This window comes from Pseudomonas sp. CCC4.1, from assembly GCF_035019225.1.
GTDB classification, from domain to species: Bacteria; Pseudomonadota; Gammaproteobacteria; order Pseudomonadales; family Pseudomonadaceae; genus Aquipseudomonas; species Aquipseudomonas bubulae.
In genome coordinates this window covers 18,232-43,483 of sequence record NZ_JASJWL010000028.1, presented here as the reverse complement: position 1 = coordinate 43,483, position 25,252 = coordinate 18,232, and the positions used below count along the sequence as shown (strand labels likewise).

24 protein-coding genes are annotated in these 25,252 nt (G+C 58.9%); 16 read left to right on the top strand and 8 right to left on the bottom strand.

Annotated elements, in window-relative coordinates:
- Window positions 1-2 precede the first annotated feature (2 nt).
- The 3 genes from QN377_RS13160 to QN377_RS13150 all read left to right on the top strand — a co-directional run bounded on the left by QN377_RS13160 (window position 3) and on the right by QN377_RS13150 (window position 2,945).
- Window positions 3-857 (top strand): alpha/beta fold hydrolase, encoded by an 855-nt coding sequence (locus QN377_RS13160; protein ID WP_095018948.1) that lies wholly within the window; start codon window positions 3-5, stop codon window positions 855-857.
- A gap of 145 nt (window positions 858-1,002) precedes the next feature.
- Window positions 1,003-1,821, top strand: coding sequence for a DUF4892 domain-containing protein (locus QN377_RS13155; protein WP_322212604.1), 819 nt, complete (start codon window positions 1,003-1,005; stop codon window positions 1,819-1,821).
- A gap of 74 nt (window positions 1,822-1,895) precedes the next feature.
- Complete coding sequence (locus QN377_RS13150; RefSeq protein WP_095002692.1) at window positions 1,896-2,945, top strand: AI-2E family transporter; 1,050 nt, start codon at window positions 1,896-1,898, stop codon at window positions 2,943-2,945.
- 1 nt (window position 2,946) lies between these two features.
- Here the strand turns inward: QN377_RS13150 and QN377_RS13145 are convergent, their stop codons facing one another.
- The 3 genes from QN377_RS13145 to QN377_RS13135 form a co-directional block, all read right to left on the bottom strand.
- The gene (locus QN377_RS13145; protein ID WP_016781674.1) at window positions 2,947-3,417 is read right to left on the bottom strand and encodes an RNA methyltransferase; all 471 of its coding nucleotides are present in this window, start codon (window positions 3,415-3,417) and stop codon (window positions 2,947-2,949) included.
- Window positions 3,418-3,612: 195 nt separating this feature from the next.
- Window positions 3,613-3,987, bottom strand: a complete 375-nt coding sequence (locus QN377_RS13140; protein ID WP_016781673.1) for a YajD family HNH nuclease — start codon at window positions 3,985-3,987, stop codon at window positions 3,613-3,615.
- A gap of 52 nt (window positions 3,988-4,039) precedes the next feature.
- Window positions 4,040-4,726, bottom strand: coding sequence for a spermidine synthase (locus QN377_RS13135; protein ID WP_095002691.1), 687 nt, complete (start codon window positions 4,724-4,726; stop codon window positions 4,040-4,042).
- A gap of 82 nt (window positions 4,727-4,808) precedes the next feature.
- On the opposite strand from QN377_RS13135, the gene QN377_RS13130 reads away from it, so the two are divergent.
- The gene (locus QN377_RS13130) at window positions 4,809-5,102 is read left to right on the top strand and encodes a hypothetical protein (RefSeq protein WP_095018947.1); all 294 of its coding nucleotides are present in this window, start codon (window positions 4,809-4,811) and stop codon (window positions 5,100-5,102) included.
- Between the two features lie 131 nt (window positions 5,103-5,233).
- Here the strand turns inward: QN377_RS13130 and QN377_RS13125 are convergent, their stop codons facing one another.
- The gene (locus tag QN377_RS13125) at window positions 5,234-7,279 is read right to left on the bottom strand and encodes a S9 family peptidase (protein WP_130872533.1); all 2,046 of its coding nucleotides are present in this window, start codon (window positions 7,277-7,279) and stop codon (window positions 5,234-5,236) included.
- Window positions 7,280-7,380: 101 nt separating this feature from the next.
- On the opposite strand from QN377_RS13125, the gene QN377_RS13120 reads away from it, so the two are divergent.
- The 6 genes from QN377_RS13120 (at window position 7,381) to QN377_RS13095 (ending at window position 11,753) form a co-directional block, all read left to right on the top strand.
- The gene (locus QN377_RS13120) at window positions 7,381-7,875 is read left to right on the top strand and encodes an MFS transporter (protein WP_095002714.1); all 495 of its coding nucleotides are present in this window, start codon (window positions 7,381-7,383) and stop codon (window positions 7,873-7,875) included.
- A 36-nt stretch (window positions 7,876-7,911) separates the two neighbouring features.
- Window positions 7,912-8,688, top strand: a complete 777-nt coding sequence (locus tag QN377_RS13115) for a class II glutamine amidotransferase (protein ID WP_150629383.1) — start codon at window positions 7,912-7,914, stop codon at window positions 8,686-8,688.
- A gap of 12 nt (window positions 8,689-8,700) precedes the next feature.
- Entirely contained in the window at window positions 8,701-9,234 is a 534-nt protein-coding gene (locus QN377_RS13110) for a DUF2937 family protein (RefSeq protein ID WP_322212607.1), read from the top strand.
- Between the two features lie 148 nt (window positions 9,235-9,382).
- On the top strand, window positions 9,383-10,135 hold the full coding sequence (locus QN377_RS13105; RefSeq protein WP_322212609.1) for a 5-oxoprolinase subunit PxpA: 753 nt from the start codon (window positions 9,383-9,385) through the stop codon (window positions 10,133-10,135).
- Entirely contained in the window at window positions 10,132-10,836 is a 705-nt protein-coding gene (locus QN377_RS13100; protein WP_095002685.1) for a 5-oxoprolinase subunit B family protein, read from the top strand. The genes QN377_RS13105 and QN377_RS13100 overlap by 4 nt, the downstream gene beginning before the upstream one ends.
- The gene (locus QN377_RS13095) at window positions 10,833-11,753 is read left to right on the top strand and encodes a biotin-dependent carboxyltransferase family protein (RefSeq protein ID WP_095002684.1); all 921 of its coding nucleotides are present in this window, start codon (window positions 10,833-10,835) and stop codon (window positions 11,751-11,753) included. The genes QN377_RS13100 and QN377_RS13095 overlap by 4 nt, the downstream gene beginning before the upstream one ends.
- Window positions 11,754-11,862: 109 nt before the next feature.
- On the opposite strand, the gene QN377_RS13090 is transcribed toward QN377_RS13095, so the two are convergent.
- Entirely contained in the window at window positions 11,863-13,041 is a 1,179-nt protein-coding gene (locus QN377_RS13090; RefSeq protein ID WP_095002683.1) for a vWA domain-containing protein, read from the bottom strand.
- Window positions 13,042-13,061: 20 nt separating this feature from the next.
- A complete protein-coding gene (locus tag QN377_RS13085; RefSeq protein WP_095002682.1) occupies window positions 13,062-13,907 on the bottom strand; it encodes an AAA family ATPase in 846 nt (281 codons plus the stop codon).
- A gap of 206 nt (window positions 13,908-14,113) precedes the next feature.
- On the opposite strand from QN377_RS13085, the gene cysK reads away from it, so the two are divergent.
- Together cysK and QN377_RS13075 are read left to right on the top strand one after the other, a co-directional pair.
- A complete protein-coding gene (gene cysK, locus QN377_RS13080; protein WP_095002681.1) occupies window positions 14,114-15,088 on the top strand; it encodes a cysteine synthase A in 975 nt (324 codons plus the stop codon).
- A 221-nt stretch (window positions 15,089-15,309) separates the two neighbouring features.
- Window positions 15,310-16,248: an aspartyl/asparaginyl beta-hydroxylase domain-containing protein gene (locus QN377_RS13075; protein ID WP_088377780.1), complete on the top strand. Its 939-nt coding sequence runs from the start codon at window positions 15,310-15,312 to the stop codon at window positions 16,246-16,248.
- Between the two features lie 93 nt (window positions 16,249-16,341).
- On the opposite strand, the gene QN377_RS13070 is transcribed toward QN377_RS13075, so the two are convergent.
- Window positions 16,342-17,238, bottom strand: coding sequence for a DMT family transporter (locus QN377_RS13070; RefSeq protein WP_095002680.1), 897 nt, complete (start codon window positions 17,236-17,238; stop codon window positions 16,342-16,344).
- A 143-nt stretch (window positions 17,239-17,381) separates the two neighbouring features.
- On the opposite strand from QN377_RS13070, the gene hrpA reads away from it, so the two are divergent.
- From hrpA to QN377_RS13050, 4 genes are all read left to right on the top strand, one after another.
- The gene (gene hrpA / locus QN377_RS13065; RefSeq protein ID WP_322212615.1) at window positions 17,382-21,293 is read left to right on the top strand and encodes an ATP-dependent RNA helicase HrpA; all 3,912 of its coding nucleotides are present in this window, start codon (window positions 17,382-17,384) and stop codon (window positions 21,291-21,293) included.
- Window positions 21,294-21,510: 217 nt separating this feature from the next.
- Window positions 21,511-22,632 (top strand): beta-ketoacyl-ACP synthase III, encoded by a 1,122-nt coding sequence (locus QN377_RS13060; protein WP_095002679.1) that lies wholly within the window; start codon window positions 21,511-21,513, stop codon window positions 22,630-22,632.
- Between the two features lie 137 nt (window positions 22,633-22,769).
- Entirely contained in the window at window positions 22,770-23,381 is a 612-nt protein-coding gene (locus QN377_RS13055; protein WP_322212618.1) for an RNA polymerase sigma factor, read from the top strand.
- Window positions 23,375-23,602 carry an anti-sigma factor family protein gene (locus tag QN377_RS13050; RefSeq protein ID WP_095002677.1) on the top strand — a complete coding sequence of 76 codons (228 nt, stop codon included), beginning with the start codon at window positions 23,375-23,377 and terminating at the stop codon, window positions 23,600-23,602. The genes QN377_RS13055 and QN377_RS13050 overlap by 7 nt, the downstream gene beginning before the upstream one ends.
- Before the next feature lie 124 nt (window positions 23,603-23,726).
- Here QN377_RS13050 and QN377_RS13045 read toward each other — a convergent pair whose 3' ends face one another.
- Complete coding sequence (locus tag QN377_RS13045) at window positions 23,727-25,019, bottom strand: putative porin (RefSeq protein ID WP_165446539.1); 1,293 nt, start codon at window positions 25,017-25,019, stop codon at window positions 23,727-23,729.
- Window positions 25,020-25,252: the final 233 nt, after the last annotated feature.

Genomic DNA, 25,252 nt, shown 5'->3' with positions numbered 1-25,252 from the left:
GCATGAGCCCTGTGGTTGAAGAAATTCGTCTGAGCCTGCCGCATATCGAGCTGGCTGCACATATATTCGGCCCCGAGGATGGCTTGCCTGTTATCGCCCTGCATGGCTGGCTGGATAACGCCAACAGCTTTGCCCGGCTGGCGCCAAAGCTGACGGGCTTGCGTATCGTGGCCCTGGATTTTGCCGGGCATGGCCATTCCGATCACCGTCCCCGTGGCGCCGGCTATGCGCTGGCGGACTATGCCTTTGATGTGCTGTGCGTGGCCGAGCAACTGGGCTGGGAGCGCTTTGCTCTGCTTGGGCACTCACTGGGTGCCATTGTGTCTGTGGTCATTGCCGGTTCGTTCCCGGAGCGCGTGACCCGCATGGGGCTGATTGATGGCATTGTCGCGCGCAGCGGCCCCGAGGGTGATGCCGCCGAGCGCATGGGCCAGGCTCTGCAGGCGCAGCTCGATCTGGAGCACAAGCGCAAGTCGGTGCATCCGACACTCGACCGGGCTGTCGAAGCGCGGATGAAAGGCCTGGTAGCCGTCAGCCGTGAGGCCGCCGAGCTGCTCGCCCAGCGCGGGCTGATGCCCGTGCCCGGCGGCTACAGCTGGCGCAGCGACAGCCGGCTCACCTTGCCATCGCCCTTGCGCCTGAGTGACGAGCAGGCGATGTCCTTTGTACGACGGGTGAGTTGCCCGACCACCCTGGTGGTGGCGCAGCAGGGCATGCTGGCCAGCCACCCCGAGCTACTGGATCGGCTACCCTTCAACCTGGAACGGTTGCCGGGTGGCCATCATTTGCACCTGAATGACGAGGCGGGAGCGATCCTTGTTGCAGACTGTTTCAATCGCTTCTTCGCTGTTCCTTGACTTGCGGCTAGCAACTGTCGAGGCTTGGCGGGTTGAAATGGGAGACAACCATGATAGATCTGTACACCGCTGCGACCCCGAAAGGCCACCCGGTCTCTATCGTGAGGATGCTCAGCCACACGTCATCACCCGGTGATGTGCGCCGATGAAAATACCCAGCCGATTTATCCTGGCTCTGGGCCTGGGCTGTTTGAGCCCGTTACTTTGGGCCAGCGATGTGCCCGGCAGCAGTGATTTGCCGGATGTGCCGCGCCTCGCGGACGCGCAGATTGTCGATTACAGCGTGCGGCCCGATGTCGAACGTATCTACCCGATGGGCTCGATCCGCAAGATCAGCGGCCGCCTGCGATTCGAAGGGCAGGTCAATGCCCGTGGTCAGATAACGGCCGTCACCTACGAGCTGCCTGCCGAGCACTCGGCCACCGAAGCCTTTACCGCTGCACGCGAGGCGTTGCAAAAGCAGGGCGCCGAGTTGTTGTTCTGGTGTCAGGCTCGTGACTGTGGCGAAAGCAGCCTGTGGGCCAATGAAGTGTTCGGCAATTCCAAGCTGGTGGGCTCCGACGAGCAGCAGTCTTACTTGCTGCTGCGCCGTGCGGCCCCCGCTCAGAACCAGCTGGTTGCCCTGTACGGGATCAATCGGGGCAATCGCAAGGCCTATCTGCACGTTGAGCAGATGCAGGCGAGTGCCGACCTGGGAGAACTGTTGCCTACCTCGGCTACCCTGCAACGCCAGCTTAAAAGCACGGGCGAGCTGGATTTCCCCAAGCTTGCGAGCGACCCGGATACTCAGTGGCTGACGTTAATTTCAAGGGCATTGAACCTGGATGCAACCTCCAGGGTCAGTTTAACCGGTGCCAAGGCTGGCGCCTGGCGCGATGCGCTGATCGCTAACGGTGTACGGGCGTCGCGCCTGGAACTGGGTGACGGTCAGGCCAAAGGGTTGCGCATCGAACTGTTGCGTTAAGCCTGTGTAAACGACGACTACACTCTACGTAGTCGTCGTCCTTCTTTGATTTCTGAATTTTCTGTGGAACACACATGCTCAATAACGATCGCCTGCTGGTGCAGATTCTGCTCCTGGTGTTGTTCGGTGCCAGCCTGTGGGTGATGGCCCCTTTCTGGTCGGCCTTGTTCTGGGGCGCGGTACTGGCATTTGCCAGTTGGCCCCTGATGCGCCTGCTGACACGCTTGCTCGGTGGGCGCGAGTCGCTCGCTGCCGGCATCCTTACCCTGGGCTGGATGCTGTTGGTGGCCGGGCCTCTGGTGTGGCTGGGGTTGAACCTGGCAGATCATGTTCGCGATGCCACCACCTTCGTCAAGGATGTGCAGCTTGAAGGTTTGCCTGAAGCGCCGGCCTGGCTGGCCGGTCTGCCGCTGGTGGGGGAGCGTCTGGTGGGCATCTGGAACACCATCGACGAGCAGGGTGCGGCAATGCTGGTGGCCATCAAGCCTTACCTGGGGCAGGTCGGTAACTGGTTGCTGGCGCGCAGTGCACAGATCGGCAGCGGTATTCTGGAACTGACGCTGAGTATTGTCTTTGTGTTCTTTTTCTATCGTGACGGGCCGCGCCTGGCGAGTTTTGTACACGGTTTGCTGGAGCGCCTGATCGGTGAGCGCGCGGATTATTATCAGGAGCTGGTGGCCGGTACCGTGCAGCGCGTGGTCAACGGTGTGATCGGCACCGCAGCGGCGCAGGCATTGCTGGCATTGATCGGCTTCTTGATTGCCGGCGTGCCGGGGGCGCTGGTACTTGGGCTGGCTACGTTCCTGCTCAGCCTGATTCCGATGGGGCCGCCGCTGATCTGGGTACCTGCCACGGCCTGGCTGGTCTGGAAGGGTGACTACGGGATGGCGATCTTTCTCGGCATCTGGGGCACGCTGATCATCAGCGGTGTCGATAACGTGCTCAAGCCTTATCTGATCAGTCGGGGCGGCAACCTGCCACTGGTGATCGTGCTGCTGGGCGTGTTTGGCGGCTTGATAGCTTTCGGCTTTATCGGCCTTTTCATCGGCCCCACCTTGCTCGCCATCGCCTACAGCCTGCTGGTGGACTGGAGTGCCAGCCAGCAGAACAGAGGCAAGGTCTGACCTAGCCGAACTTGGGCCCGGAACGGGTATTGTTGCCCTTGGCCAAGCGGTCGTAGAGCACCACGTTGACTGTTGCAGCCAGGTTCATGCAGCCGGTGGTGGGGATGTAAATCACGTCCTCACACCATTCCAGCACATCCTTGCCGAGGGATCCGTCTTCCGGGCCAAAGATATAAATCGCCCGATCCGGGTGGGTGTACTCGGGCAATGGGCGCGCGCCCTCGACCATTTCTACGGCGACGGGGATACAGCCCAGGGGGATGATTTTTTTCAGGTCATCGATACCGATCAGCGGGATATCCTGATGGACTTTCTTGGTATCGGTGATGAAGTCGCGGGCGCGTTCATAGCGCTTGCCGGTATAAAACACCGACGCCACGTTGTAGCAACCAGCCGCACGCATCACCGAGCCGACGTTTTCCGGTGATTTGGGGTTATACAAACCAATGCAGCTGTACCGTTTGTTTGCCACGTGCCCGAGCCCTTGCGAAAAAAGACGCGAGTATACCTGTGTTGTCCCAAACTCCGTAGCAGCTGCCGCAGGCTGCGTCCGGCGACGGAGTCGTCGTAAAGCCCGAGCCTTGCGGTCTGCTCGTGAAGTCGCGGGCTCTGGTTTTACGATCGCTGCGCAATCGGACGCAGTTTCGGCAGTTGCAACGAAAACAGGCTACTCGTCTTTTTTCATCAGCCCGGCCAGTGCTGCGAATGGGTTGTGGGTAGCTTTGGCGATTTTCGGGCTGCTGGTGGAACTGTCCGAAAAATACTGCTGGTCGGTGTAGCGCGAGTGTTCGTTGTCGTGGCAGTACAGGCACAACAGCTCCCAGTTGGAGCCGTCCTGCGGGTTGTTGTCGTGGTTGTGGTCGCGGTGGTGAACAGTCAGCTCGCTCAGGCGCTTGCCGGCAAATTCACGGGCGCAGCGGCCGCACACGTGGGGGTACATTTTCAGGGCCTTGTCGCGATAGCCCATTTCGCGGTCACGCTGGGCATCGGCCAGGATGCGATCCAGCTTGGCGGTGTGGGAGGGTGGATTCGCCGAACTCATGGGTTCACCTTGTAAGACTAATGACGGTTATGTCGTTAAGTTTAGCTGTTGATCAGCCTTTGATTTTTTCTGCAATCCAGATGGTGTGTCGGGTGCCCTTGTTGCCGTGGGCAAACACCTGGACTTCCTCAGCCTTGAAACCGGCTTTGCGCAGTTTGTCCGAAAATTGTTTGTCGGCACTGGCAGACCATACCGCCAGTATGCCTTTGGGGCGCAAGGCCTTGGCGCAGGCACTCAGGCCGCCGGCCGAATACAGCCAGCTATTGGCTTTTTGGGTCAGGCCTTCGGGGCCGTTGTCGACGTCGAGCATGATTGCGTCAAAACCGTTGGGTTCGGCTTGCAGCACCTTGGCCACGTCTTCCATGCGAATCACGGTGCGTGGGTCTTGCAACGGGTTGCCCGATTTTTCGCCAAGCGGGCCGCGGTTCCATTCCACAACGCCGGGCACCAGCTCGGCAACCACCACTTCAGCCGTTTTACCCAGATGTTTGAGTGCTGAAGCCAGGGTAAAGCCCATGCCCAGCCCGCCGATCAGTACCCGCGATTGCTGGCGCCCTGCGACTTTGCGGCAAGGTATTTCGGCCAGTGCGTCTTCGGAGCCGTGCATGCGGGTGTTCATCAGCTGGCCGCCATCACCACCCTGAATCTTGATCACGAAGTCTTCGCCATACTCGAACAGGCACAAGGCGCCGCCGTTTTCGGGGATCGGAGTGGTGTCGAGCAAAACAAAACGTTTCATGGAAATCTCATTGAGGGGGGCAAAAACCGCAGGTTACGAGTAGCCTGAGGGCAGACAAGCCGGTCTGGCAACGGAGTGATTGATGAAACGCACTATTCTAACGGCCATTGCAGGGTGCGCGCTCTTGATAAGTGCGGCCCAGGCAGCGGAATTGACCACAGTACCGATTACCCCCGTGACAGCCGCGCCGGGTTCGCCGGGCACCGCCACGCCAACCCCGTACCCGCAAATCACCCCGCGCGCCGTGCCCAAGCCTGTGGCCGGTAGTGGCAGCCTGATACCGCTGCCACCGATCGACCTGCCGCAGCCGCCCAAGGATCAGCCACTGCCGGGGCTGGAGCTTAAAGACCCGAAGGGCAAAAGCTCGCAGGATTGACCGTGCATCCACCGAGCTGATGCTTTGCCTTTGCGGGAGCGAGCCTGCTCGGGAACGATCTTCGCGAGCAGGCTCGCTCCCACGGTTACAGTATCTCTAACGGTTGAAGAGGGGTGTGATCGGCGGGGCTGTCAAATCCCCAGCACCTTGAACACAAATGCATATTCCAGCGCCACGTCGCGCAAGCCCTGATAACGCCCGCTCATGCCGCCATGGCCTGCTTCTAGCTCGGTCTTCAGCAATAGCAAATTGTCATCGGTCTTGCTGGCGCGCAGCTTGGCCACCCATTTGGCCGCTTCCCAGTACTGCACGCGACTGTCGTTGTACCCGGCAATCACCAGCATTGACGGGTAAGCCTGCGCGGTAACGTTTTCATAGGGCGCGTAAGCCTTGATCCGTTCATAGACCTCGGGGTCTTGCGGGTTGCCCCATTCGTCGTATTCGGTGACGGTCAGCGGCAGTTCCGGGTCGAGCATGGTGTTGAGCACATCCACAAACGGCACTTCGGCAATCGCTGCCTTGAACAGTTCCGGGCGCTGATTGAGTACGGCACCGATCAACAGGCCACCGGCGCTGCCGCCACTGATGACCAGTTGTTCGCTGCGGGTCAGCCCTTGGTCGATCAGGTGTTCGGCGCAGGCGATAAAGTCGGTGAAGGTGTTGTGTTTGTGTTCCTGCTTGCCCGCGCGATACCAGGCCTCGCCCAACTCGCCGCCGCCACGTACATGGGCAATGGCAAAGGCCACGCCACGATCAAGCAGGCTTAGACGGGCATGGGAAAACCACGGGTCAAGGCATTCGCCATAGGCCCCGTAGCCATACAGGTAGAGCGGCACAGGTTTGCCCAGCACATCGCGTTTGACCACCAGGCTGATCGGCACCTGAGTACCATCGGGGGCGGTGGCCCATAAACGATGGCTGACGTAATCATCGGCGTTGAATGGCCCCAGCACAGGGGTTTCCTTGAGAACGCTTTGCTCGCCTGTGGCAAGGGTCAACTGGCGCACTTGTGCCGGGCGATTCAGCGCCTCGTAGCGAAGGCGAATGTACTTGCTGTCAAATTCCAGGCTGTCTTGCACATACAGGCTGTAGGCCGCGTCCGGCAATTGCACGCGATATGGCGTCAGGCCGTCGGGGCGGATTTCGATAATGGGCAAGCCGCCCTCGCGCAGGCTCAGGCACAAGGCTTGGGCGTTGAGGGTCATGCCTTCCAGCATCACGCTGTCACTATGGGCAATCAGTGGCTGCCAGTCATTGCGTGACGGCACCTCGCCGAAGGCGTAATACAGGGCAAAGTTGATGCCGTCCTGATTGGTGCGGATAAACCACGCCCACTGGCCTTCAAACAGGCCGTGATCGACGCTGTAGTCGTGGTTTTCAACCCGTAGTGCCAGACAGCTGAAGGGCTGGCGCGGCAGGTTGGCGTCCAGCACCCAGGTTTCGCTGGTGGTTTTACTGTTAAGCAACAAAATCAGTTGCTGTTCAGAACTAGAGCGGTAGCAGTGCAGGAAAAACCTCCCGTCCGCTTCATGGAATACTTCATGGGCAGCTGTTTCGCCGAGGGTGTGGCGAAACAACTTGTGCGGACGATGGGTGTCGTCCAGCCCGGCGAAAAACAGGGTCTGGCTGTCATTCGCCCAAGTCATGCTGCCATCGCAGTCTTCAAACGGCAGCTCGGTGACCGTGCCGCTGCCCAGCTCTTTTACAAACAGGCGGTAGGTTTCTTCGCCGCTAGTGTCCAGGCTGTAGGCCAGGCGCTGGTGATCGGGGCTGATACTGAACGCCCCCAGAGAAATAAAGCCACCATCGGCCAATGCATTGGGGTCCAGCAACAAATGTTCGGCGTTCTCGTCCACCTGCTGGCTGTCATCGGCCGGGCGCGGGCAACGGTAGTGGCGGGCGTATTCATCGCCGGCGTTGGTGCGCGTGTAATACAGATACGGGCCCCAGGGGGAGGGCAGCGACAGATCAGTCTCGCGAATCCGTCCCTTGATCTCTTGAAACAGCGTCTCCCGCAATTCAGCCTGGTCGGCCAACTGCGCCTCCTGATAACTGTTTTCGGCTTTCAGGTAGTCCAAAACCTCGTCACTGTCGCGGTTTTGCAGCCACGAGTAAGGGTCTGAGCCCTCGATCTTATGTGCGATAGGAGCGCTGATTGGGGAGGCTGATTGGGTCATTGAGTGTGCTCTGAAATCTGCATGAAAAATAAGTGACGCTGACGGCGTTGCAGCCGCACTGCCTAAAAGCCGTTATCATAGCCTCTCATTGCCTGCCGACCATGGATACCATGACCGAGAACGACTATCTGATCGCCTGGGGCCTTTACGCCTTTGCTGCTTTGGGCTGCCTGCTCGTATGGTGCCGCATGACCCGCTTTATGTGGCGCTGGTTGCGCGAACCGTTGCGGGTATTAATGGCCGTGTTGCTGTTCAGCCCGACCATCATTGACCCGGTCAAGGAAAAATTTGCCCCTGCAGTGGCGATTGCTGCTCTGGATCTGGCCTTTAAAGTGGGCGACAACGCCTGGCGCGCGGTCTCTGACCTGCTGATGTACGCCATAATTGCACTGTGCGTTTACGCTATATTTGTGCTGATCCGCTGGCCGATCGAGCGCTCCGGCAAAGCCCGCAAGGCGCAAGCCGCCGCGGCCGCCAAAGCCCGTCAGGCCGATCCTGAAGACGACCAGCCTTTTGGCCCGGCCGGCGATGACCGTCATGTTCCAAAGAGTGCGCCGCGTGCATCGGGCCCGTCACGGGTTGAGCCGCGGTTGTAATTTTGTTTCGTCCAGCCTGAATGCGAGAGTGCGAGCGTGTGTGAATTATTGGGCATGAGCGCCAACGTCCCGACTGATATTGTGTTCAGCTTTACCGGCCTGATGCAGCGCGGCGGGCGTACTGGCCCGCATCGTGATGGCTGGGGCATTGCCTTCTATGAAGGCCGGGGCCTGCGCTTGTTCCAGGACCCTGCCGCCAGTTGCGACTCCGAAGTCGCCCTGCTGGTACAGCGTTACCCGATCAAAAGCGAAGTGGTGATTGGCCATATCCGCCAGGCCAACGTGGGCAAGGTGTGCCTGTCCAATACCCACCCGTTTGTTCGCGAGCTGTGGGGACGCAACTGGTGTTTTGCGCACAATGGCCAGTTGGCCGACTTTTCTCCGAGTACGAGTTTTTACCGCCCTATTGGTGATACCGACAGTGAAGCGGCGTTCTGTGACCTGCTCAACCGGGTCCGTGAAGCCTTCCCGGAGCCGGTCGACGTCGAACGCATCCTGCCGGTGCTGGTCGAGGCGTGCGCCGGGTTTCGCAGCAAAGGCGTGTTCAATTGCCTGCTCAGTGATGGCGACTGGCTTTTCTGCTATTGCTCGACCAAGCTGGCGCAAATTACCCGGCGAGCCCCGTTTGGCCCGGCGCGCCTGAAAGATGTCGATGTTATCGTCGATTTTCAGGCAGAGACCACGCCCAACGATGTAGTCACCGTGATTGCCACCGAGCCACTGACTGAAAACGAAACCTGGACACGCTACGAACCGGGCCAATGGAGTCTGTGGCGACGCGGTGAATGCGTCAGCCAGGGCATAACCGAATAAGGATGGGTGTGTATGTTCCTGAGCTACCTGCGGTTGGTATTGTTTACTCTTGGCCTGCTGATCGGTGTGCAAGTGCCGGGGTTTATCAATGATTACGCCAACCGTGTTGAAGCTCATCTGATCGAGGCCCAGACCGGGTTGGCGGGGTTCCAGAACACCGCCAACCAGTTTTTCAAGGGTGACCTGCAAGCGCTGGTGGCCCATTACCAGGCCAGCGGTGACCCGGTTTTTCGCAGTGATGCCGGCAGCCTCGGCACCTTGCTCAACCGTCAACGCCTGCTTGATGAGCAGTTCCAGGCCATGCAGGGCCCATGGTACATGCGCGCCCTGCAAGTGGCCTATGCGGCTGACCCGGCCATTCGCGAAGAAACCCTGAACGCCTACACCTACCAGGTGTTGCTGTCGCCGAGCGCCATTGGTTGGGCGATGGCGGGTGCCTTGCTGTTCTCCTTCATTATCGAAGGTTTCCTGCGGCTGGTGGACTGGGTCGTGCTCGGCGGCAAACGCCAGCGTGAGCGCATTGCCCGCCGCGAGCGCAGCTACTGACCCCGGGGGAATATCCCCTTTCACAAGAAATGTTAAGCAATCAAATTTTTCTTATGCCCGAGCCCGGCTTTTATTAGTTGGACGAATGGCCCGCGCCTGTCGAAAAATGCTCCTACCTAATCTATAAAAAGACCACAGGAGCATCATCGTGAGCCGCCTGTTATTGAATTGTGACATGGGTGAGAGTTTTGGCAGCTGGACCATGGGCCTGGATGCCGAAGTCATGCCGTTTATCGATTGCGCCAACATTGCCTGCGGCTTTCATGCCGGCGACCCAGGCATCATGCGCAAAACCGTGGCCCTGGCTGTGGCGCATAATGTGAAGATCGGTGCTCATCCGGCGTATCAGGATCTGGCGGGCTTTGGGCGCCGCTCCATAAGCTATTCGGGGCAGGAAGTGCAGGATCTGCTGCATTATCAGATCGGTGCACTGGACGGTATTTGCCGCGCACAGGGTGTGCAGGTCAGCTATGTCAAACCCCACGGCGCGATGTACAACGACATGATGGCCAACCCGGTACAGCTGCGGGCAGTGGTTCAGGCTGTGGCCGCTTACGATTCCAGCTTGCCGCTCATGCTGATGGCCACGCGCGACAACAGCGCCGCCCAGGCAATCGGCGACGAGTTTGGGGTAACACTGTGGTTTGAAGCGTTTGCCGACCGCGCCTACGACAATGCCGGGCGGCTGGTCTCGCGACAACTACCGGGGGCAGTCCACCACGATGCGGATGTCATCGTGCAGCAGGCCCTGACCATTGCAGCGGGCAAGGCCCTGCTTGCCAGTGACGGCAGTGCCCTGCATTTGCACGCTGATACCCTGTGTGTGCATGGCGACAACATTAGCTCGATTGCTGCTGTGCAGCGTATTCGCGAAGCCCTTGAGCAGCAGGCGCGGGCATGAAGCCGCGTATCGAAGTGGTCGCCATCGATTGCCTGATGCTGCGCCTGTTTGATGAAATTGCCGAAAGCAACATGCCCTGGATACTGGCTGCCAGCGAGCGGATCCGCACCTGCTTTGCGGTGCATCTGATCGATCTGGTGCCGTCCTACACCACAATGATGGTGCATTACGACGGGCTGGCGCTGACCCCGGCCCAGGCCCGTGAATTGATCGCCCAGGCCTTGACCGACCTGCGCCCGGAAACCCGCAACCTTGGCCAGTGTCATGTGCTGCCCGTGTGGTACGACGTGAGCGTGGGCCCGGAACTGACGTTGCTGGCCCAGCGCGCCGGCTGCTCGGTAAGCGAAGTGATTCGCCGGCACAGTGAGCACGAATACCAGGTGTTTGCCCTCGGTTTTGCTCCAGGTTTTGCCTTTATGGGGCTGGTTGAAGAGGCTCTGGCCGCGCCACGCCTGAACACCCCGCGCAAGCGTGTGGCCAGTGGCAGCGTGGGCATTGCCGAGCGACAGACGGCAGCCTACCCGGCGCAATCCCCGGGGGGCTGGAACCTGGTCGGGCGTACGCCGAGCGCACTGTTTGATCGTGAACGTGATGGCTACAGCCTGATGCAACCCGGTGACAGGGTGCAGTTTGCACCCGTGTCCCATGCTGAATTTATCCGCCTGGGCGGTGACGACACGCCTCAGGAGGCCTTGGCATGAGCCACTTATTGATTCAGGCCAGCACTCCATTGTGCCTGCTGCAAGACGCGGGGCGTTTTGGCGTGCGGCATTTGGGCGTAACCCAGGGCGGCGCCGCAGACTGGCTGTCGATGGCCTGGGCCAACTGGCTGCTGGGCAATTCGCCGGATGCAGCGGTGATTGAAATCACCCTGGGCGGCCTGACCCTTGTTGCCAAGGCCGATTGCACTCTGGCATTGGCGGGCGCGGACCTGGCGGCCACCATTGACGGGCAGCCGCTCAAGCCCTGGCGCAGTTTTGTCCTGAAGCAAGGCCAGACCCTTGTATTTACCCGGCCGCTGAGCGGTGCCCGGGCTTATCTGGCAGCGCCCGCGGGCTTTGTTGCGCCGCAAGTGCTGGGCAGTTGCGCGACTGTCGCCCGTGAGCAGCTCGGCGGGCCGGATGGTTTTGGTCGCGGGCTGGTGGCAGGTGATGAATTGACGTACGCCGGGCATGCCGGGCAATTGCGAGAGTTGCCATGCGAACTGCAACCGGTATTCAGCGCCAATCCGGCGCTGGACGTGGTAATGGGCGCGCAAATGGGTGCTTTCAGCGGGCAAAGTACCTTCGATGCTTTCAACAGCGCCTGGACGCTGGACACTCGCGCCGATCGCATGGGCATCCGTTTGCTGGGGCCTGCGTTGGTGTATCAGGGCGCACCGATGATCTCGGAAGGGATACCGCTGGGCGCCATTCAAGTGCCGCCGGATGGCCAGCCGATCGTGCTGCTCAATGACCGCCAGACCATTGGCGGTTACCCGCGACTTGGCGCCTTGACGCCTTTGGCGCTGGCGCGACTGGCCCAGTGCTTGCCGGGGGAGGGCGTGCATATGCGTCCGACCACGCAGGAGGCGGCGCAACGCCAGCATGTGGTGTTTATGCGGCGGTTTGTGGCTTAGCGCCATTTATGTGGGAGCGGGCTTGCTCGCGATTCAGGCGGCGCGGTAAAGCAGGAACACCGCGTCGAACAATCGCGAGCAAGCCCGCTGCCACACTCACCGCGCTGAATTATTTGGCCAAAAACCGCATCCCTTCTTCCAGCCCTTCAAGGGTGAGCGGATACATGCGGTCTTCGATCAGATCACGTACGATCCCGATCGAAGCCGTGTAATGCCATGTGTCCTTGGGATACGGGTTAATCCACACCAGCTTTTTGTATTTCTCCATAAAACGCTGCATCCACTTGTAGCCCGGCTCTTCATTCCAGTGCTCGACACTGCCCCCGGCATGGGTGATCTCATAGGGTCCCATCGTCGCGTCACCGATAAAGATCACTTTGTAATCCGCGCCATATTTGTTCAGCAGGTCCTGGGTCGAGATGCGCTCAACCTGACGACGCTGGTTGTTCTTCCACACCGATTCATAGATAAAGTTGTGAAAGTAGTAGTACTCCAGATGTTTGAACTCGGTTCTGCACGCGGAAAACAGCTCTTCACAAATTTTGATATGGGCGTCCATCGAACCGCCGATATCGAACAGCAACAGCAGTTTGATATTGTTGCGCCGCTCCGGGCGCATCTGAATATTCAGCAACCCGGCATCGCGAGCGGTGTGGTCGATGGTGCCATCGATATCCAGCTCATCCGCTGCGCCCTGGCGGGCGAATTTACGTAGCCGACGCAGCGCGACCTTGATATTGCGCGTGCCCAGCTCGACCTGATCATCCAGGTTCTTGTACTCGCGCTGTTCCCAGACCTTGGCCGCCTTGCCCTGACGTGCGCCAGCATCGCCCACGCGGATGCCTTCGGGGTGATAACCGCCCGAGCCGAACGGACTGGTGCCACCGGTGCCGATCCATTTGTTGCCGCCGGCATGGCGTTCCTTTTGCTCTTCCAGACGCTGCTTGAACGCCTCGATCAGCTTGTCCAGCCCGCCCAGTGACTGCAGCTGGGCGCGATCTTCGTCGCTCAGCGAGCGTTCGAACTCCTTGCGCAGCCAGTCTTCGGGGATCAGTGCCTCCAGGTGTTCATTGAGGTTTTGCAGACCATTGAAATAGGCGCCAAATGCGCGGTCGAACTTGTCGAAATGGCGCTCGTCCTTCACCAGGATCGTACGGGCCAGATAATAGAACTCGTCCATATCGGCGAAGGTCACCCGGTTTTTCAGGGCGTTGATCAGGTCCAGCAGCTCACGCACTGAAACCGGCACCTTGGCCGCACGCATTTCATTGAACAGATTAAGCAGCATGCTTTTCGCCTTCTCGGAAATCAGCGATTGGGGCGGCGGCTCATAAACGCCAGGCGCTCAAGCAATTGCACATCCTGCTCGTTTTTCACCAGGGCACCGGCCAGTGGCGGAATGGCTTTGGTCGGATCACGTTCGCGCAATACCGCTTCGCCGATATTGTCGGCCATCAGCAACTTGAGCCAGTCGACCAGCTCGGAGGTGGAAGGTTTTTTCTTTAAGCCCGGGACCTTGCGCACATCGAAAAACACATCAAGCGCTTCGCTGACCAGCTCTTTCTTGATGTTGGGGAAGTGCACGTCGACGATTTTCTGCAGCGTGGTGCGGTCCGGGAAACTGATGTAGTGGAAGAAGCAGCGGCGCAGGAAGGCGTCCGGCAGTTCTTTTTCGTTATTGGAGGTAATGATGATGATCGGGCGCACCTTGGCCTTGATCGTCTCGTCCGTCTCGTAAACGTAGAACTCCATCTTGTCGAGTTCTTGCAGCAGATCATTGGGGAACTCGATGTCTGCCTTGTCGATCTCGTCGATCAGCAGGATGACGCGTTCTTCGGCCTCGAAGGCTTCCCACAACTTGCCCTTTTTAAGGTAGTTGCGCACATCGTGAACCTTGTCGACACCCAGTTGCGAGTCACGCAGGCGACTGACTGCGTCGTACTCATAGAGGCCCTGGTGGGCCTTGGTGGTTGACTTGATATGCCAGGTGATCAGCTTGCAGCCAAAGGATTCAGCCAGTTGCTCGGCAAGCATGGTTTTACCGGTGCCGGGCTCGCCCTTGACCAGCAGCGGCCGCTCCAGGGTAATGGCCGCGTTGACCGCCAGTTTCAGGTCATCGGTGGCCACATAGGCGTGTGTGCCTTCAAACTTCATCTGCAATTCCTCAAACCATGACCCGGGTCCTGCAAGGGGCAGGGCGGGAGAACTGAAAAGTATGTCCGACTATAACGCGCTGCCCGCCTGACGTGAACGCAGACGCGCCATTCAGTCCCTGAATGAGGCGTCACGCCATGACTGGACGCATGTCAGCGTGAGGCCTACCCTTGGGATCTTCCCAAAAGGTGCACAAGGACCCCGCCATGAGCCGCATTTATGCAGACAACGCCCAATCCATCGGCAACACGCCTTTAGTCCAGATCAACAGCATTGCGCCGCGCGGCGTGACCATCCTGGCCAAGATCGAAGGCCGCAACCCCGGTTATTCAGTTAAATGCCGGATTGGCGCCAACATGATCTGGGATGCCGAAAGCCGTGGCGTACTCAAGCCGGGCATGACCATCATCGAGCCTACGTCGGGGAACACGGGGATCGGCCTGGCGTTTGTCGCAGCGGCGCGTGGTTACAAATTGATGCTGACCATGCCGTCATCGATGAGTATCGAGCGGCGCAAGGTACTCAAGGCGCTGGGTGCCGAGCTGGTCTTGACCGAGCCGGCCAAGGGCATGAAGGGTGCGATCGACAAAGCCGCAGAAATTCAGGCCAGCGACCCGGCCAGGTATTTCATGCCGCAGCAGTTTGAGAACCCGGCCAACCCCGCGATCCACGAAAAAACCACCGGCCCGGAAATCTGGAACGACACCGATGGCGGCGTTGATGTACTGGTTTCTGGCGTCGGCACCGGCGGCACGATCACCGGGGTTTCACGCTACATCAAGCACACCCAGGGCAAGCCGATTCTGTCGGTGGCCGTCGAGCCCATCACCTCGCCGGTGATCACCCAGGCGTTGGCCGGAGAAGAAATCAAGCCTTCACCGCACAAGATCCAGGGCATCGGTGCCGGTTTCGTCCCCAAAAACCTTGATCTGTCGATCGTCGACAAGGTCGAACTCGTCAGCGATGACGAATCCAAGGCCATGGCCCTGCGCCTGATGCAGGAAGAGGGCATCTTGTGCGGTATATCCTGCGGTGCAGCGATGGCCGTGGCGGTGCGACTGGCGGAAACCCCGGAAATGCAAGGCAAGACCATCGTCGTGATCCTCCCCGATTCGGGCGAGCGTTATCTGTCGAGCTTCCTGTTCAGCGACCTGTTCAGCGAGCAGGAATTGCACCCGTAACATTGTGCGGGGGGTGGCGCGCCCGTTCCCCGCAGAGTTTGTGCAACTGACTCAAATCAAGTGGCTAATGCCCAAGTTTCTGAATAATCAGCCTGCTGTTGCGTAAGACTTAATACTGATTATTTGGATTCGTGGGTTTTGTCCTACGCCTGTAGTGTTTATCATGGCCTGCTGCTACATCGGGCTATTGATGCTGCACGGTATTTTTGAGGAGTTGTTGCATGACCTTATCCTTCGCCATCAAGGCAGGGCTCATACTGTTATTTGTCGGCAGCATTCTTTACGTGCACCTGCGCGGCAAGGCACGGTTGCCGGTGTTGCGCCAATTCGTCAACCACTCCGCGTTCTTTGCGCCCTACAACGCCCTGATGTACCTGTTCTCCGGGGTACCGTCCAAGCCGTACCTGGACCGCAGCAAGTTCCCCGAGCTGGATGTGCTCAAGGACAACTGGCAAGCGATCCGCGAAGAAGCCATGCACTTGTTCGATGAGGGCTATATACGCGCCGCCGAGAAGAACAACGACGCAGGCTTCGGTTCGTTCTTCAAAAAGGGCTGGAAGCGCTTTTACCTCAAGTGGTACGACAAGGCGCTGCCATCGGCTGAATTGCTGTGCCCCAAAACCGTTGAATTGGTCAACAGCATCCCCAACGTCAAAGGCGCGATGTTTGCCCTGTTGCCGGGCGGTAGCCACCTCAACCCGCACCGCGACCCGTTTGCCGGATCGCTGCGTTACCACCTGGGCCTGTCGACCCCCAACTCCGACGCTTGCCGCATCTTTGTCGATGGCGAGGAATACGCCTGGCGTGATGGTGAAGACGTGATGTTCGACGAGACTTATGTGCACTGGGTCAAGAACGAAACCGATATCACCCGCGTCATTCTGTTTTGCGATATCGAGCGGCCATTGACCAGCCCGCTGATGACCCGTATCAACCGTTGGGTCAGCGCGCAACTGGGTAAGGCGACTGCGCCGCAGAACCTGGACGACGAACGCGTTGGCGGGATCAACAAGGCCTACGCCTGGAGCAAAACCTTCAGTGACCGCTTCAGTGGCGTGGTCAAACAGTGGAAGCGCCGCAATCCCAAGCTTTATCGTATCGCCCGGCCGATATTGGCGGTGCTGGTACTGATACTGCTGTGGCGCTGGTTGTTTGGCTGATTGCATCAGACACAAAAAACCGCTCTATCGAGAGCGGTTTTTTTTTGGATTTTTTAAGTCAATTGCCTGCCAAAACCCCACCACGGCATGTGATTATTTGGACGCTGCCATTGCCCCGGGCTTGAGCACCAGCCACAGCGCCACGGCGATCAGCAGACCTCCGTACAGGTGCGCCATCGACAGCGGCTCGCCCAGAAACAGCGCGCCCCACAGCACGCCAAACGGCGGGATCATAAAGGTCACGGTCATGGATTTGACCGGGCCAATGCTGGTCAGCAAGCGGAAGTACAGGATATAGGCAAACGCGGTACACACCAGCCCCAGACCCAGCAACGATAACCAGACACTCGTCCCGCCCCAACTGACCGGTGGCTGATTGATCACACTCAGCCCGAACAGCGGCAGCAGGAACAAAGTAGCCCCGAGCATACTGCCCAGTGCCGAAAGACGAGGGTCGAGACCGCCTTGCTGATCCAGCCAGCGGCGTGCCAAAAAGCCGGCAAATCCATAAAAGGTGGTGGCCAGCAGACAGGCGAGGGCGCCCATCAGCAAGTCCAGATTGAAAGCAACCGGCCCGGCACGGGTCAAAATGCCTACACCGAGCAAGCCCAGAAACACCCCGGCCATTTTGGTCAGGGTCAATTTTTCGCTGAAAAACAGACCGCCGATCAATACGCCCATCAACGGTGTGGTGGCGTTGAAAATCGATGAGTAACCGGCAGGCAACACCTGGGCCGCCACCGAATACAGTGTGGCCGGTACCCCGGAGTTGATAACCCCCAGTATCAGGATTACCTTGAGTTTGCCGCCGAAATCCCAGCGCACGCGCATCAGCGCCAGAATTACCACCAGACCGGTTGCTGCGATGGAAACCCGGAAAAAAGCTGTCGGGATGGTCCCGAGTACCGGTGCAATGATCCGCATAAACAGAAAGCTGGCGCCCCAAATGCCTGCCAGCGACAGCATGCGCAGCAAATCGACAAGTCTCACGGGATTTTCCTTACAAGTTTCAAGGCGGGCAGTGTAGGGGATGCAGCGGACAAGACAACGCGCTAATTCCTACAGATTCGTGCATGAGCGTCCAAATCTGCGACAATCCGCCCCCTGCATTTACGAAGAATTCTGCGCACCTGATGACTGACGAATCGCCTGCTATCGACCAACTGTTGAAAAACCTCGATCAAGCCATGATTGCCGACCGCCACAAGCTGCGCCGGCAATTGCATGAGCTGCGCAAAAAGCCTGACGACGCCAAGCTGGCCGCCTGGGCCGAGCGGGTGCAGTCGTCGTGCGCGCAGGTGGCAGCGCGGGCGGCCAGTGTGCCGCAGGTTCGCTATGACGAAAATCTGCCGATCGCGGCCAAGCGGGACGAGATCAAGGCCGCGCTGCTCAAGCATCAGGTGCTGATCCTGGCCGGTGAAACCGGCTCGGGCAAAACCACCCAGTTACCGAAGATCTGCCTTGAAATCGGCCGTGGGCAGCACGGCCTGATCGGCCATACCCAACCGCGCCGCATCGCCGCCCGCAGTGTGGCCAGCCGGGTGGCTGAAGAGCTGGGCACGCCGCTGGGTGCGCTGGTCGGCTATCAGGTGCGGTTTGAGGATCAGAGCGATTCCAATACCCTGATCAAGCTGATGACCGACGGTATCCTGCTGGCCGAAACCCAGCACGACCGCTATCTCGAACGCTATGACACGATCATCGTCGACGAAGCCCACGAGCGCAGCCTGAACATCGACTTTTTGCTCGGTTATCTGAAGATCCTGCTGCCCCGTCGTCCCGATTTGAAGGTCATCATCACCTCGGCAACCATCGATCTTGAGCGTTTCTCCAAACACTTCAATGACGCGCCCATTGTCGAAGTGTCGGGCCGTACCTTTCCGGTCGAGACCTGGTATCGCCCGTTGACCTCCCAGCAGGACGAAGAGGGCAACAACGTTGAAGAAGACCTGAGCGTCGACCAGGCCATAATTGCCACCCTGGACGAGATTGCCGCGTTCGAGCGCAGTGAGCGTAAAAGCCCCGGCGATGTGCTGGTATTTTTACCAGGCGAGCGGGAAATCCGCGATGCCGCCGACATGCTGCGCAAGGCGCAACTCAAGCACACCGAGATCCTGCCGTTGTATGCGCGGTTGTCGCCTGCCGAACAGCAGCGGATTTTCCAGTCGCACCCGGGCCGCCGTGTGGTGCTGGCCACCAACGTAGCGGAAACGTCATTGACTGTGCCGGGCATCCGTTACGTGATTGACAGCGGCACGGCGCGCATCAGCCGATACAGCTACCGGGCCAAGGTCCAGCGCCTGCCGATAGAAGCGATTTCCCAGGCCAGCGCCAACCAGCGCAAGGGCCGTTGTGGCCGGGTCGAGCCGGGTATCTGCGTGCGCCTGTATGCCGAAGAAGATTTTAACGGTCGCCCGGAGTTTACCGATCCTGAGATTCTTCGTACCAACCTTGCGGCAGTCATTCTGCAAATGCTGCACCTGCGCCTGGGCGAAATCACCGCGTTTCCGTTTATTGAGCCGCCGGACGGCAAGGCAATCACCGACGGTTTCAATCTGCTGCAAGAACTGTCGGCGGTTAACCGCGAAAATCAGCTCACACCGCTGGGCCGTCAGTTGGCCCGCCTGCCGGTGGACCCGCGCATGGGCCGTATGTTGCTCGAAGCCGCCAAGCTCGGCAGTTTGCAGGAAGTATTGATCGTCGCCAGCGCGATGTCGGTACAAGACCCGCGCGAACGTCCGCCGGAACGTCAACAAGCGGCTGATCAGGCCCACGCGCAATGGAAAGATGTCGACTCTGACTTTGCCGGTCTGATCAACGTATGGCGCGGTTTTGAGGAGCAGCGCCAGGCGCTGACGGCCAGCCCGCTGCGCAACTGGTGTCGCAAGAACTTCCTCAACTACCTGCGGTTGCGCGAGTGGCGTGATTCCCACCGTCAATTGAGCCTGATCTGTCGCGATATGCAGCTCACGGTCAATCAGGAACCGGCCGATTATGCAAAACTGCACAAGGCGGTGCTGTCGGGGTTGCTGAGCCAGATCGGGCAAAAAACCGAGGACGGAGATTACCTCGGGGCGCGCCAGCGCCGGTTCTGGATCCATCCGTCTTCGGGGCTGGGTAAAAAGCGTCCGCAGTGGCTGATGACTGCCGAGCTGGTAGAAACGACCAAATTGTATGCGCGGATGGTGGCCAAGATCGAGCCGGACTGGATCGAACCGCTGGCCGGGCATCTGGTGAAAAAGAACTATTTCGAGCCCCATTGGGAGAAGAAGCGCGGGCAGGTGGTGGCCTATGAGCAGATCACCCTGTTCGGCCTGATCGTGGTCGGTCGCCGTGCCGTGCATTACGGGCCGATTGACCCGGTGCTGTCCCGCGAGCTGTTTATCCGTGAAGGGCTGGTGCGTGGCGAAATTCAGTCGCGGGCCAAATGCCTGACGGCCAACGCGCAGTTGCTTGAACAACTCGACGAACTGGAGGCCAAGGCCCGGCGCCGTGACATTCTGGCGGATGAAGAAACCCTCTACGCGTTTTACGACGCTCGCCTGCCGGCCGAGATTCATCAGACCGCGACATTTGACAGCTGGTATCGGGTCAACAGCCAGAAAGATCCACAGTTGCTGATCATGCGCGAAGAAGACGTGCTGGCCCGCGAAGCCACCGAAATCACGGCCATGCATTACCCTGACACGTTGCATCTGGGGGATTTGACCCTGGAGCTCAGCTATCACTTTGAACCCAACCACCCCCGCGATGGCGTGACGGTCAAGGTGCCAGCGCCGCTGCTCCCGGTTTTGCCGCCGGAACGAATGGAGTGGCTGGTGCCCGGCATGATAGAAGCCAAATGCATCGCTCTGGTGCGCAGTTTACCCAAGGCATTGCGCAAAAACTTCGTGCCGGTGCCGGACTTCGTCAAGGCCGCGTTGCAGCGCATGGAATTTGCTGAGGGATCATTGCCACAAACCCTGGGCCGCGAATTGCTGCGCATGACCGGCGCTCGGGTGAGCGACGAGGCCTGGGCGCAAGCCGCGCAGCAAGTTGAAAATCATCTGAAGATGAATATCGAAGTGGTCGACGCCGACGGCAAGTTTCTCGGCGAGGGTCGTGATCTGGCCGAATTGACGGCCCGCTTTGCCCAGGCCAGTCAGGCAGCACTGGCCGTACCGCAAACCGCGAAAAATCAGCAGCCGGTCGAGGCCAAGGTGTTTGCCCCGGTGGCGGAGAAAACCCAGCAGAAGATCGCCGGGCTGTCGATGACGGTTTACCCGGCGCTGGTGGAAGAGGGCAATACGGTCAAGGAAGGGCGCTTTTCTACCCCGGCCGAGGCTGAGTTCCAGCATCGCCGTGCGTTGCAGCGTTTGCTGATGCAACAACTGGCGGAACCGGCGAAATTTTTGCGTGGCAAGCTGCCAGGGTTGACTGAGCTTGGCCTTTTGTACCGCGAATTGGGTCGGGTCGAGAGCCTGGTGGAGGACATTCTGCTGGCCAGCCTCGACAGCTGCATCCTGGAAGGCGAGGCGGTACTACCCCGTGATGGCGCGGGGCTGGCATCGCTTGCCGAGCGCAAGCGCGGAGCCTGGACCGAACATGCGGAAAAGCTGGCCAGATTGACGCTGGAAATCCTCAAACTGTGGCATGGTCTGCAAAAACGCTTCAAGGGCAAGATCGATCTGGCCCAGGCGGTGGCGTTGAATGACATAAAGCAGCAGCTGAGCCATCTGGTGTACCCGGGTTTTGTGCGCGAAACCCCGGCTTTGTGGCTTAAAGAGTTGCCGCGCTACCTCAAGGCGATAGAAATGCGTCTTGAAAAACTGCCGGGCCAGGTGCAAAAAGACCGGGTCTGGAGTGGTGAGCTGAGTGGTTTGTGGGCGCAGTACCAAGCGCGTGCGACCAAGCATGCGCAGGAGGGCAAGCGCGATCCGCAACTTGAGTTGTACCGCTGGTGGCTGGAAGAATATCGGGTGTCGTTATTCGGCCAGCAACTGGGGACCAAGGTGCCGATTTCGGACAAGCGCCTGAGTAAGCAGTGGAGTTTGGTGGAGGCTTGATCCTGCAGTCCTGTGGGAGCGGGCTTGCTCGCGATGCAGGCGACGCGGTCATGCATTTGCACCGTGTTGCTGCAATCGAGAGCAGGCCAGCTCCCACGGGGGATTACTGCAAGATCCGTAAATAACGCCAAATGCTGGCATTTATGGCAAACTTCGCGGCTATCCGTACCTGAAACGATTTCAATATCTTCTGCTTGAACAGAATAGAGGAACGATCGTGCATAACGTCGTCATCAGCGGCACCGGCCTGTACACCCCGGCCAACAGCATCTCCAACGAAGAGCTGGTGCAGTCTTTCAATACCTATGTACAACAGTTCAACGCGGACCACGCCGTGGCTATCGAGGCCGGTGAAATCCAGCCTCTGGCCGAGTCCAGCGCCGCCTTTATCGAAAAGGCTTCGGGCATAAAAAGCCGCTTTGTGATGGACAAGGACGGCATCCTTGACCCGCAGCGCATGCGCCCGCATTTGCCGGAGCGCTCCAACGACGAAATGTCGGTACTCTGCGAAATGGCCGTTGGCGCTGCCAAACAAGCGCTGGAACGCGCGGGTAAAACCGCCGCTGACATCGACGGCGTGATCGTGGCCTGCTCCAACCTGCAACGCCCGTACCCGGCCATTGCCATCGAAGTGCAACATGCACTGGGCATTCAGGGTTTTGGTTTTGACATGAACGTGGCCTGTTCTTCCGCAACGTTCGGTATCCAGACCGCCAGCAACAGCGTCCAGTTGGGCCAGGCTCGCGCGGTACTGCTTATCAGCCCTGAAGTATGCACCGGCCACTTGAACTTCCGTGACCGTGACAGCCACTTTATCTTTGGCGATGCCGCGACCGCGATAGTGGTCGAGCGTGCCGACCTGGCAACGTCCGAACACCAGTTCGACATCGTCAGCACTAAACTGCTGACTACGTATTCGAACAATATTCGCAACAATTTCGGCTTCCTCAACCGTGCATCCGACGAGCCAGCTGACAGCCCGGACAAACTGTTCGTACAAGAAGGGCGCAAGGTCTTCCGCGATGTCTGCCCGATGGTGGCTGAACTGATCGGCCAGCATCTGCAGGAAAACCAGCTGGACGTGGCGCAAGTCAAACGTTTCTGGTTGCATCAGGCCAACCTGAGCATGAACCACCTGATCGTGCGCAAGCTGTTGGGCCGCGAAGCTTCGGTCGAAGAAGCTCCGGTGATTCTCGACACCTATGCCAACACCAGTTCGGCCGGTTCGGTGATTGCCTTCCACAAGTACCAGGACGACTTGCCAAGCGGTTCGCTGGCGGTGCTCAGCTCGTTCGGTGCCGGCTACTCGATTGGCAGCGTGATTCTGCGTAAACGCTAAGGTCACAGCTGGTTTGTGGTGGGAGCGGGCTTGCTCGCGATACAGGCAGCGCGGTCTGACAGGCAAACTGCGGTGATGCTATCGCGAGCAAGCCCGCTCCCACACAGAAAAATCACTTTCCGGTTGCGGAGACCTGCATGGCAACTGTTGACGACGCTGACCTGCTCAAACGTCTGCTTAACGGCGAGCAACAGGCCTTCCGCGAGCTGGTCACTACCTATCAAGGTGCCATGCGCGCTGTGGCCCATGCGATCGTCGGCAATCGCCATGCTGACGAAATCGTTCAGGACGCCTGGCTGTCAGTGGTGCGCAACCTGTCCGGGTTCGAAGGCCGTTCGAGCCTGAAAACCTGGCTGCTGACCATCACGGCCAATGCGGCGAAACAACGCTACAAGCAAAATCGTCGTGAAGTGCTGCTCGACGATTTGCCTTCGCCCCACGGTACTGTCGACGATGAGCGGTTTTCCAGCGATGGCCACTGGTTGCTTACCCCTTATTCCTGGCATCAGGACAGCCCTGACGCATTGCTCAGCGAAGATGAGTTGCGCGAATGTCTTGAGCAAACGCTCCTCAGTCTGCCGCAGTTGCAGAGCAGTGTGCTGGTGTTGCGCGAGCGCCAGGGGCTCGAGCTCGAAGAAATTTGTAATATTCTTGAGATATCGCTCTCTAATGTCCGGGTGTTGATACATCGCGCCCGACTCAAAGTCTTCGCGACCGTGGAACATTTCGAGGAAACTGGCGAATGTTGACCTGCAAACAGCAAGTAGCGGTCTCAAGTGACTATCTGGATGGTCAGCTGAGTTTTCGTCAGCGGTTGTTGGTACGCCATCATTTGCTGTTCTGTCCGAACTGCAGGCGTTTTATCAGGCAAATGCGTTTGTTGAGGGGCACGTTGCAAAAACTTCCCGAACCGCCACCGGAGGATCTGGAGCAGACGGTTGAGCGAATGATGCGCGAGCAGTCGCGCTGATGGCGGGGCATGAACGAGAACACTGTCGGTGGATGTGATGGGGGCCGACGGCATCCTCGCTCTGCTTTTACGGCACAAAACGCTGAATGACTTCAGCGTTTTGTCTATTGAGTAAACCTTTCTTTTAGAACTTGGCTTCCAGGTCCAGCTGCAAGGTGTTGGCCTTGGCATCTTTCTGGGTGGAGGTCGCGTAGTCGGCCTTGGTCAGGAAGTAGGTCACGCCGACACCGAAGTTCTTGTCGATTTCATAACCCACTTTGAACTTGTGACCGCGGGAACCGGTAGTACCGTTGGCGAAGTCAGAATCGGTGAAAGCGCCGACCACGGCGTTACGCTGAATATCGCGGTAGTTGTAGTCCAGGCTGAAGGCGTTGAGCTTGGATTTGAAGCCCACCAACCAGGCATCATCCTGATCGCTGTCGGTGGCAGCGTTATGCACGTATTGGCCGTACAGCGACAGCGGCACGGGCAGGTTGGCGATATCGACCTGACCGAAGCCTTCGTACAGGCGGAACTCGTCAGTGCTGTTACCGTTGACGCCGAGTGCACATGGGGTGGTCTTGGTCCCGGTGGTCGGGCACTTGCTGTCCTTGTCGTTGTTGTAGCTGTAAACGCTGCCGCCCAAGGTCACTTTCAGGCTGTCGGTAGGGGCGAAGCGAGCACCCAGCTGGCCGGCGTACAGGCTCAGGTCGTGCTTGAATTGCACGCCTTCGCCGTCAACGTTGTCCTTGAGGGTGTAGTAACCGGCGCTACCAAACATTTCGACGCCGCTGTTGCCCAGGTTGTGTTTGTAAGTGGCGGCCAGACCTTCCGGGTTGATATCGCTATCCCAGATTACATCGCCCATATTGACCCACGGCTGTGGCATCTTGCCGGCAATCAGGTGCAGGTCCTTGACGGCGGTCGGGTGGTAGTCGATAAACGCCATGTCCAGCCACAGTTGCTTCTTGTCGAAGTAGTTGTCCAGATCCTGGTTGGTGGAACGTGCATCATCACCGCCGCCAGTGGCAATACGGATACCGGTATTCACCTGCGGGTTGATTTCGGTATAGGCGCCCAGGCGAGCACGAATGCGTTGGCGGTCCTTGTTCTTGCCATCGGATTCGCCGTCGATCTTGACGGTTTCCTGACGAACCCGTACATCCCCCTTGAGTTCGGTTTTGGCGGCCCAGGCGACTTTCTGTTCGAAGGCACTGAGATCGGATTTTTTCACCTGGTCGGCGGCAGCTTCTTGCTTGGCTTGATTCTCACTGGCGAGTTCAGTTTGCAGCTCGGAGTACTGTGCAGGCGAAATAGAGCCGTTGGCTTTTAGCATTTCGAGCAGTTTGGCATCGACCGCAGCGCTGGCCGGAACGCTCATGGCCAATACCAGGCCACCACACAGTCCCGCAGCAACCCGTGTAGATACAAGACGCATTATGAATCTCCCAGTGCTGAGATGGCCCTAGCCACCCCAAGAAAAATCGGCCCTTTACGGGCTCACGTTAACGAGGCTTGGCGTGTCATGAGCGTGTTGGCAAACAGGTCGCTCATAACCCCGTGTTCTAAGAAGCGGCGTCAGTATCGCGGGTGGATATGACAGAAAAGTGGCAGACTGATAGCAAGTCTGTGACAGTGAAGCGATTCAGTGGTTGGGTGATACCATCGCGT

Coding starts and splice junctions, on each gene's coding strand:
- QN377_RS13160 (WP_095018948.1), top strand. CDS start 3: ATGAGCCCTGTGGTTGAAGAAATTCGTCTGAGCCTGCCGCATATCGAG.
- QN377_RS13155 (WP_322212604.1), top strand. CDS start 1,003: ATGAAAATACCCAGCCGATTTATCCTGGCTCTGGGCCTGGGCTGTTTG.
- QN377_RS13150 (WP_095002692.1), top strand. CDS start 1,896: ATGCTCAATAACGATCGCCTGCTGGTGCAGATTCTGCTCCTGGTGTTG.
- QN377_RS13140 (WP_016781673.1), bottom strand. CDS start 3,987: ATGAGTTCGGCGAATCCACCCTCCCACACCGCCAAGCTGGATCGCATC.
- QN377_RS13135 (WP_095002691.1), bottom strand. CDS start 4,726: ATGAAACGTTTTGTTTTGCTCGACACCACTCCGATCCCCGAAAACGGC.
- QN377_RS13130 (WP_095018947.1), top strand. CDS start 4,809: ATGAAACGCACTATTCTAACGGCCATTGCAGGGTGCGCGCTCTTGATA.
- QN377_RS13125 (WP_130872533.1), bottom strand. CDS start 7,279: ATGACCCAATCAGCCTCCCCAATCAGCGCTCCTATCGCACATAAGATC.
- QN377_RS13120 (WP_095002714.1), top strand. CDS start 7,381: ATGGATACCATGACCGAGAACGACTATCTGATCGCCTGGGGCCTTTAC.
- QN377_RS13110 (WP_322212607.1), top strand. CDS start 8,701: ATGTTCCTGAGCTACCTGCGGTTGGTATTGTTTACTCTTGGCCTGCTG.
- QN377_RS13100 (WP_095002685.1), top strand. CDS start 10,132: ATGAAGCCGCGTATCGAAGTGGTCGCCATCGATTGCCTGATGCTGCGC.
- QN377_RS13095 (WP_095002684.1), top strand. CDS start 10,833: ATGAGCCACTTATTGATTCAGGCCAGCACTCCATTGTGCCTGCTGCAA.
- QN377_RS13090 (WP_095002683.1), bottom strand. CDS start 13,041: ATGCTGCTTAATCTGTTCAATGAAATGCGTGCGGCCAAGGTGCCGGTT.
- QN377_RS13085 (WP_095002682.1), bottom strand. CDS start 13,907: ATGAAGTTTGAAGGCACACACGCCTATGTGGCCACCGATGACCTGAAA.
- cysK (WP_095002681.1), top strand. CDS start 14,114: ATGAGCCGCATTTATGCAGACAACGCCCAATCCATCGGCAACACGCCT.
- QN377_RS13075 (WP_088377780.1), top strand. CDS start 15,310: ATGACCTTATCCTTCGCCATCAAGGCAGGGCTCATACTGTTATTTGTC.
- hrpA (WP_322212615.1), top strand. CDS start 17,382: ATGACTGACGAATCGCCTGCTATCGACCAACTGTTGAAAAACCTCGAT.
- QN377_RS13055 (WP_322212618.1), top strand. CDS start 22,770: ATGGCAACTGTTGACGACGCTGACCTGCTCAAACGTCTGCTTAACGGC.
- QN377_RS13050 (WP_095002677.1), top strand. CDS start 23,375: ATGTTGACCTGCAAACAGCAAGTAGCGGTCTCAAGTGACTATCTGGAT.
- QN377_RS13045 (WP_165446539.1), bottom strand. CDS start 25,019: ATGCGTCTTGTATCTACACGGGTTGCTGCGGGACTGTGTGGTGGCCTG.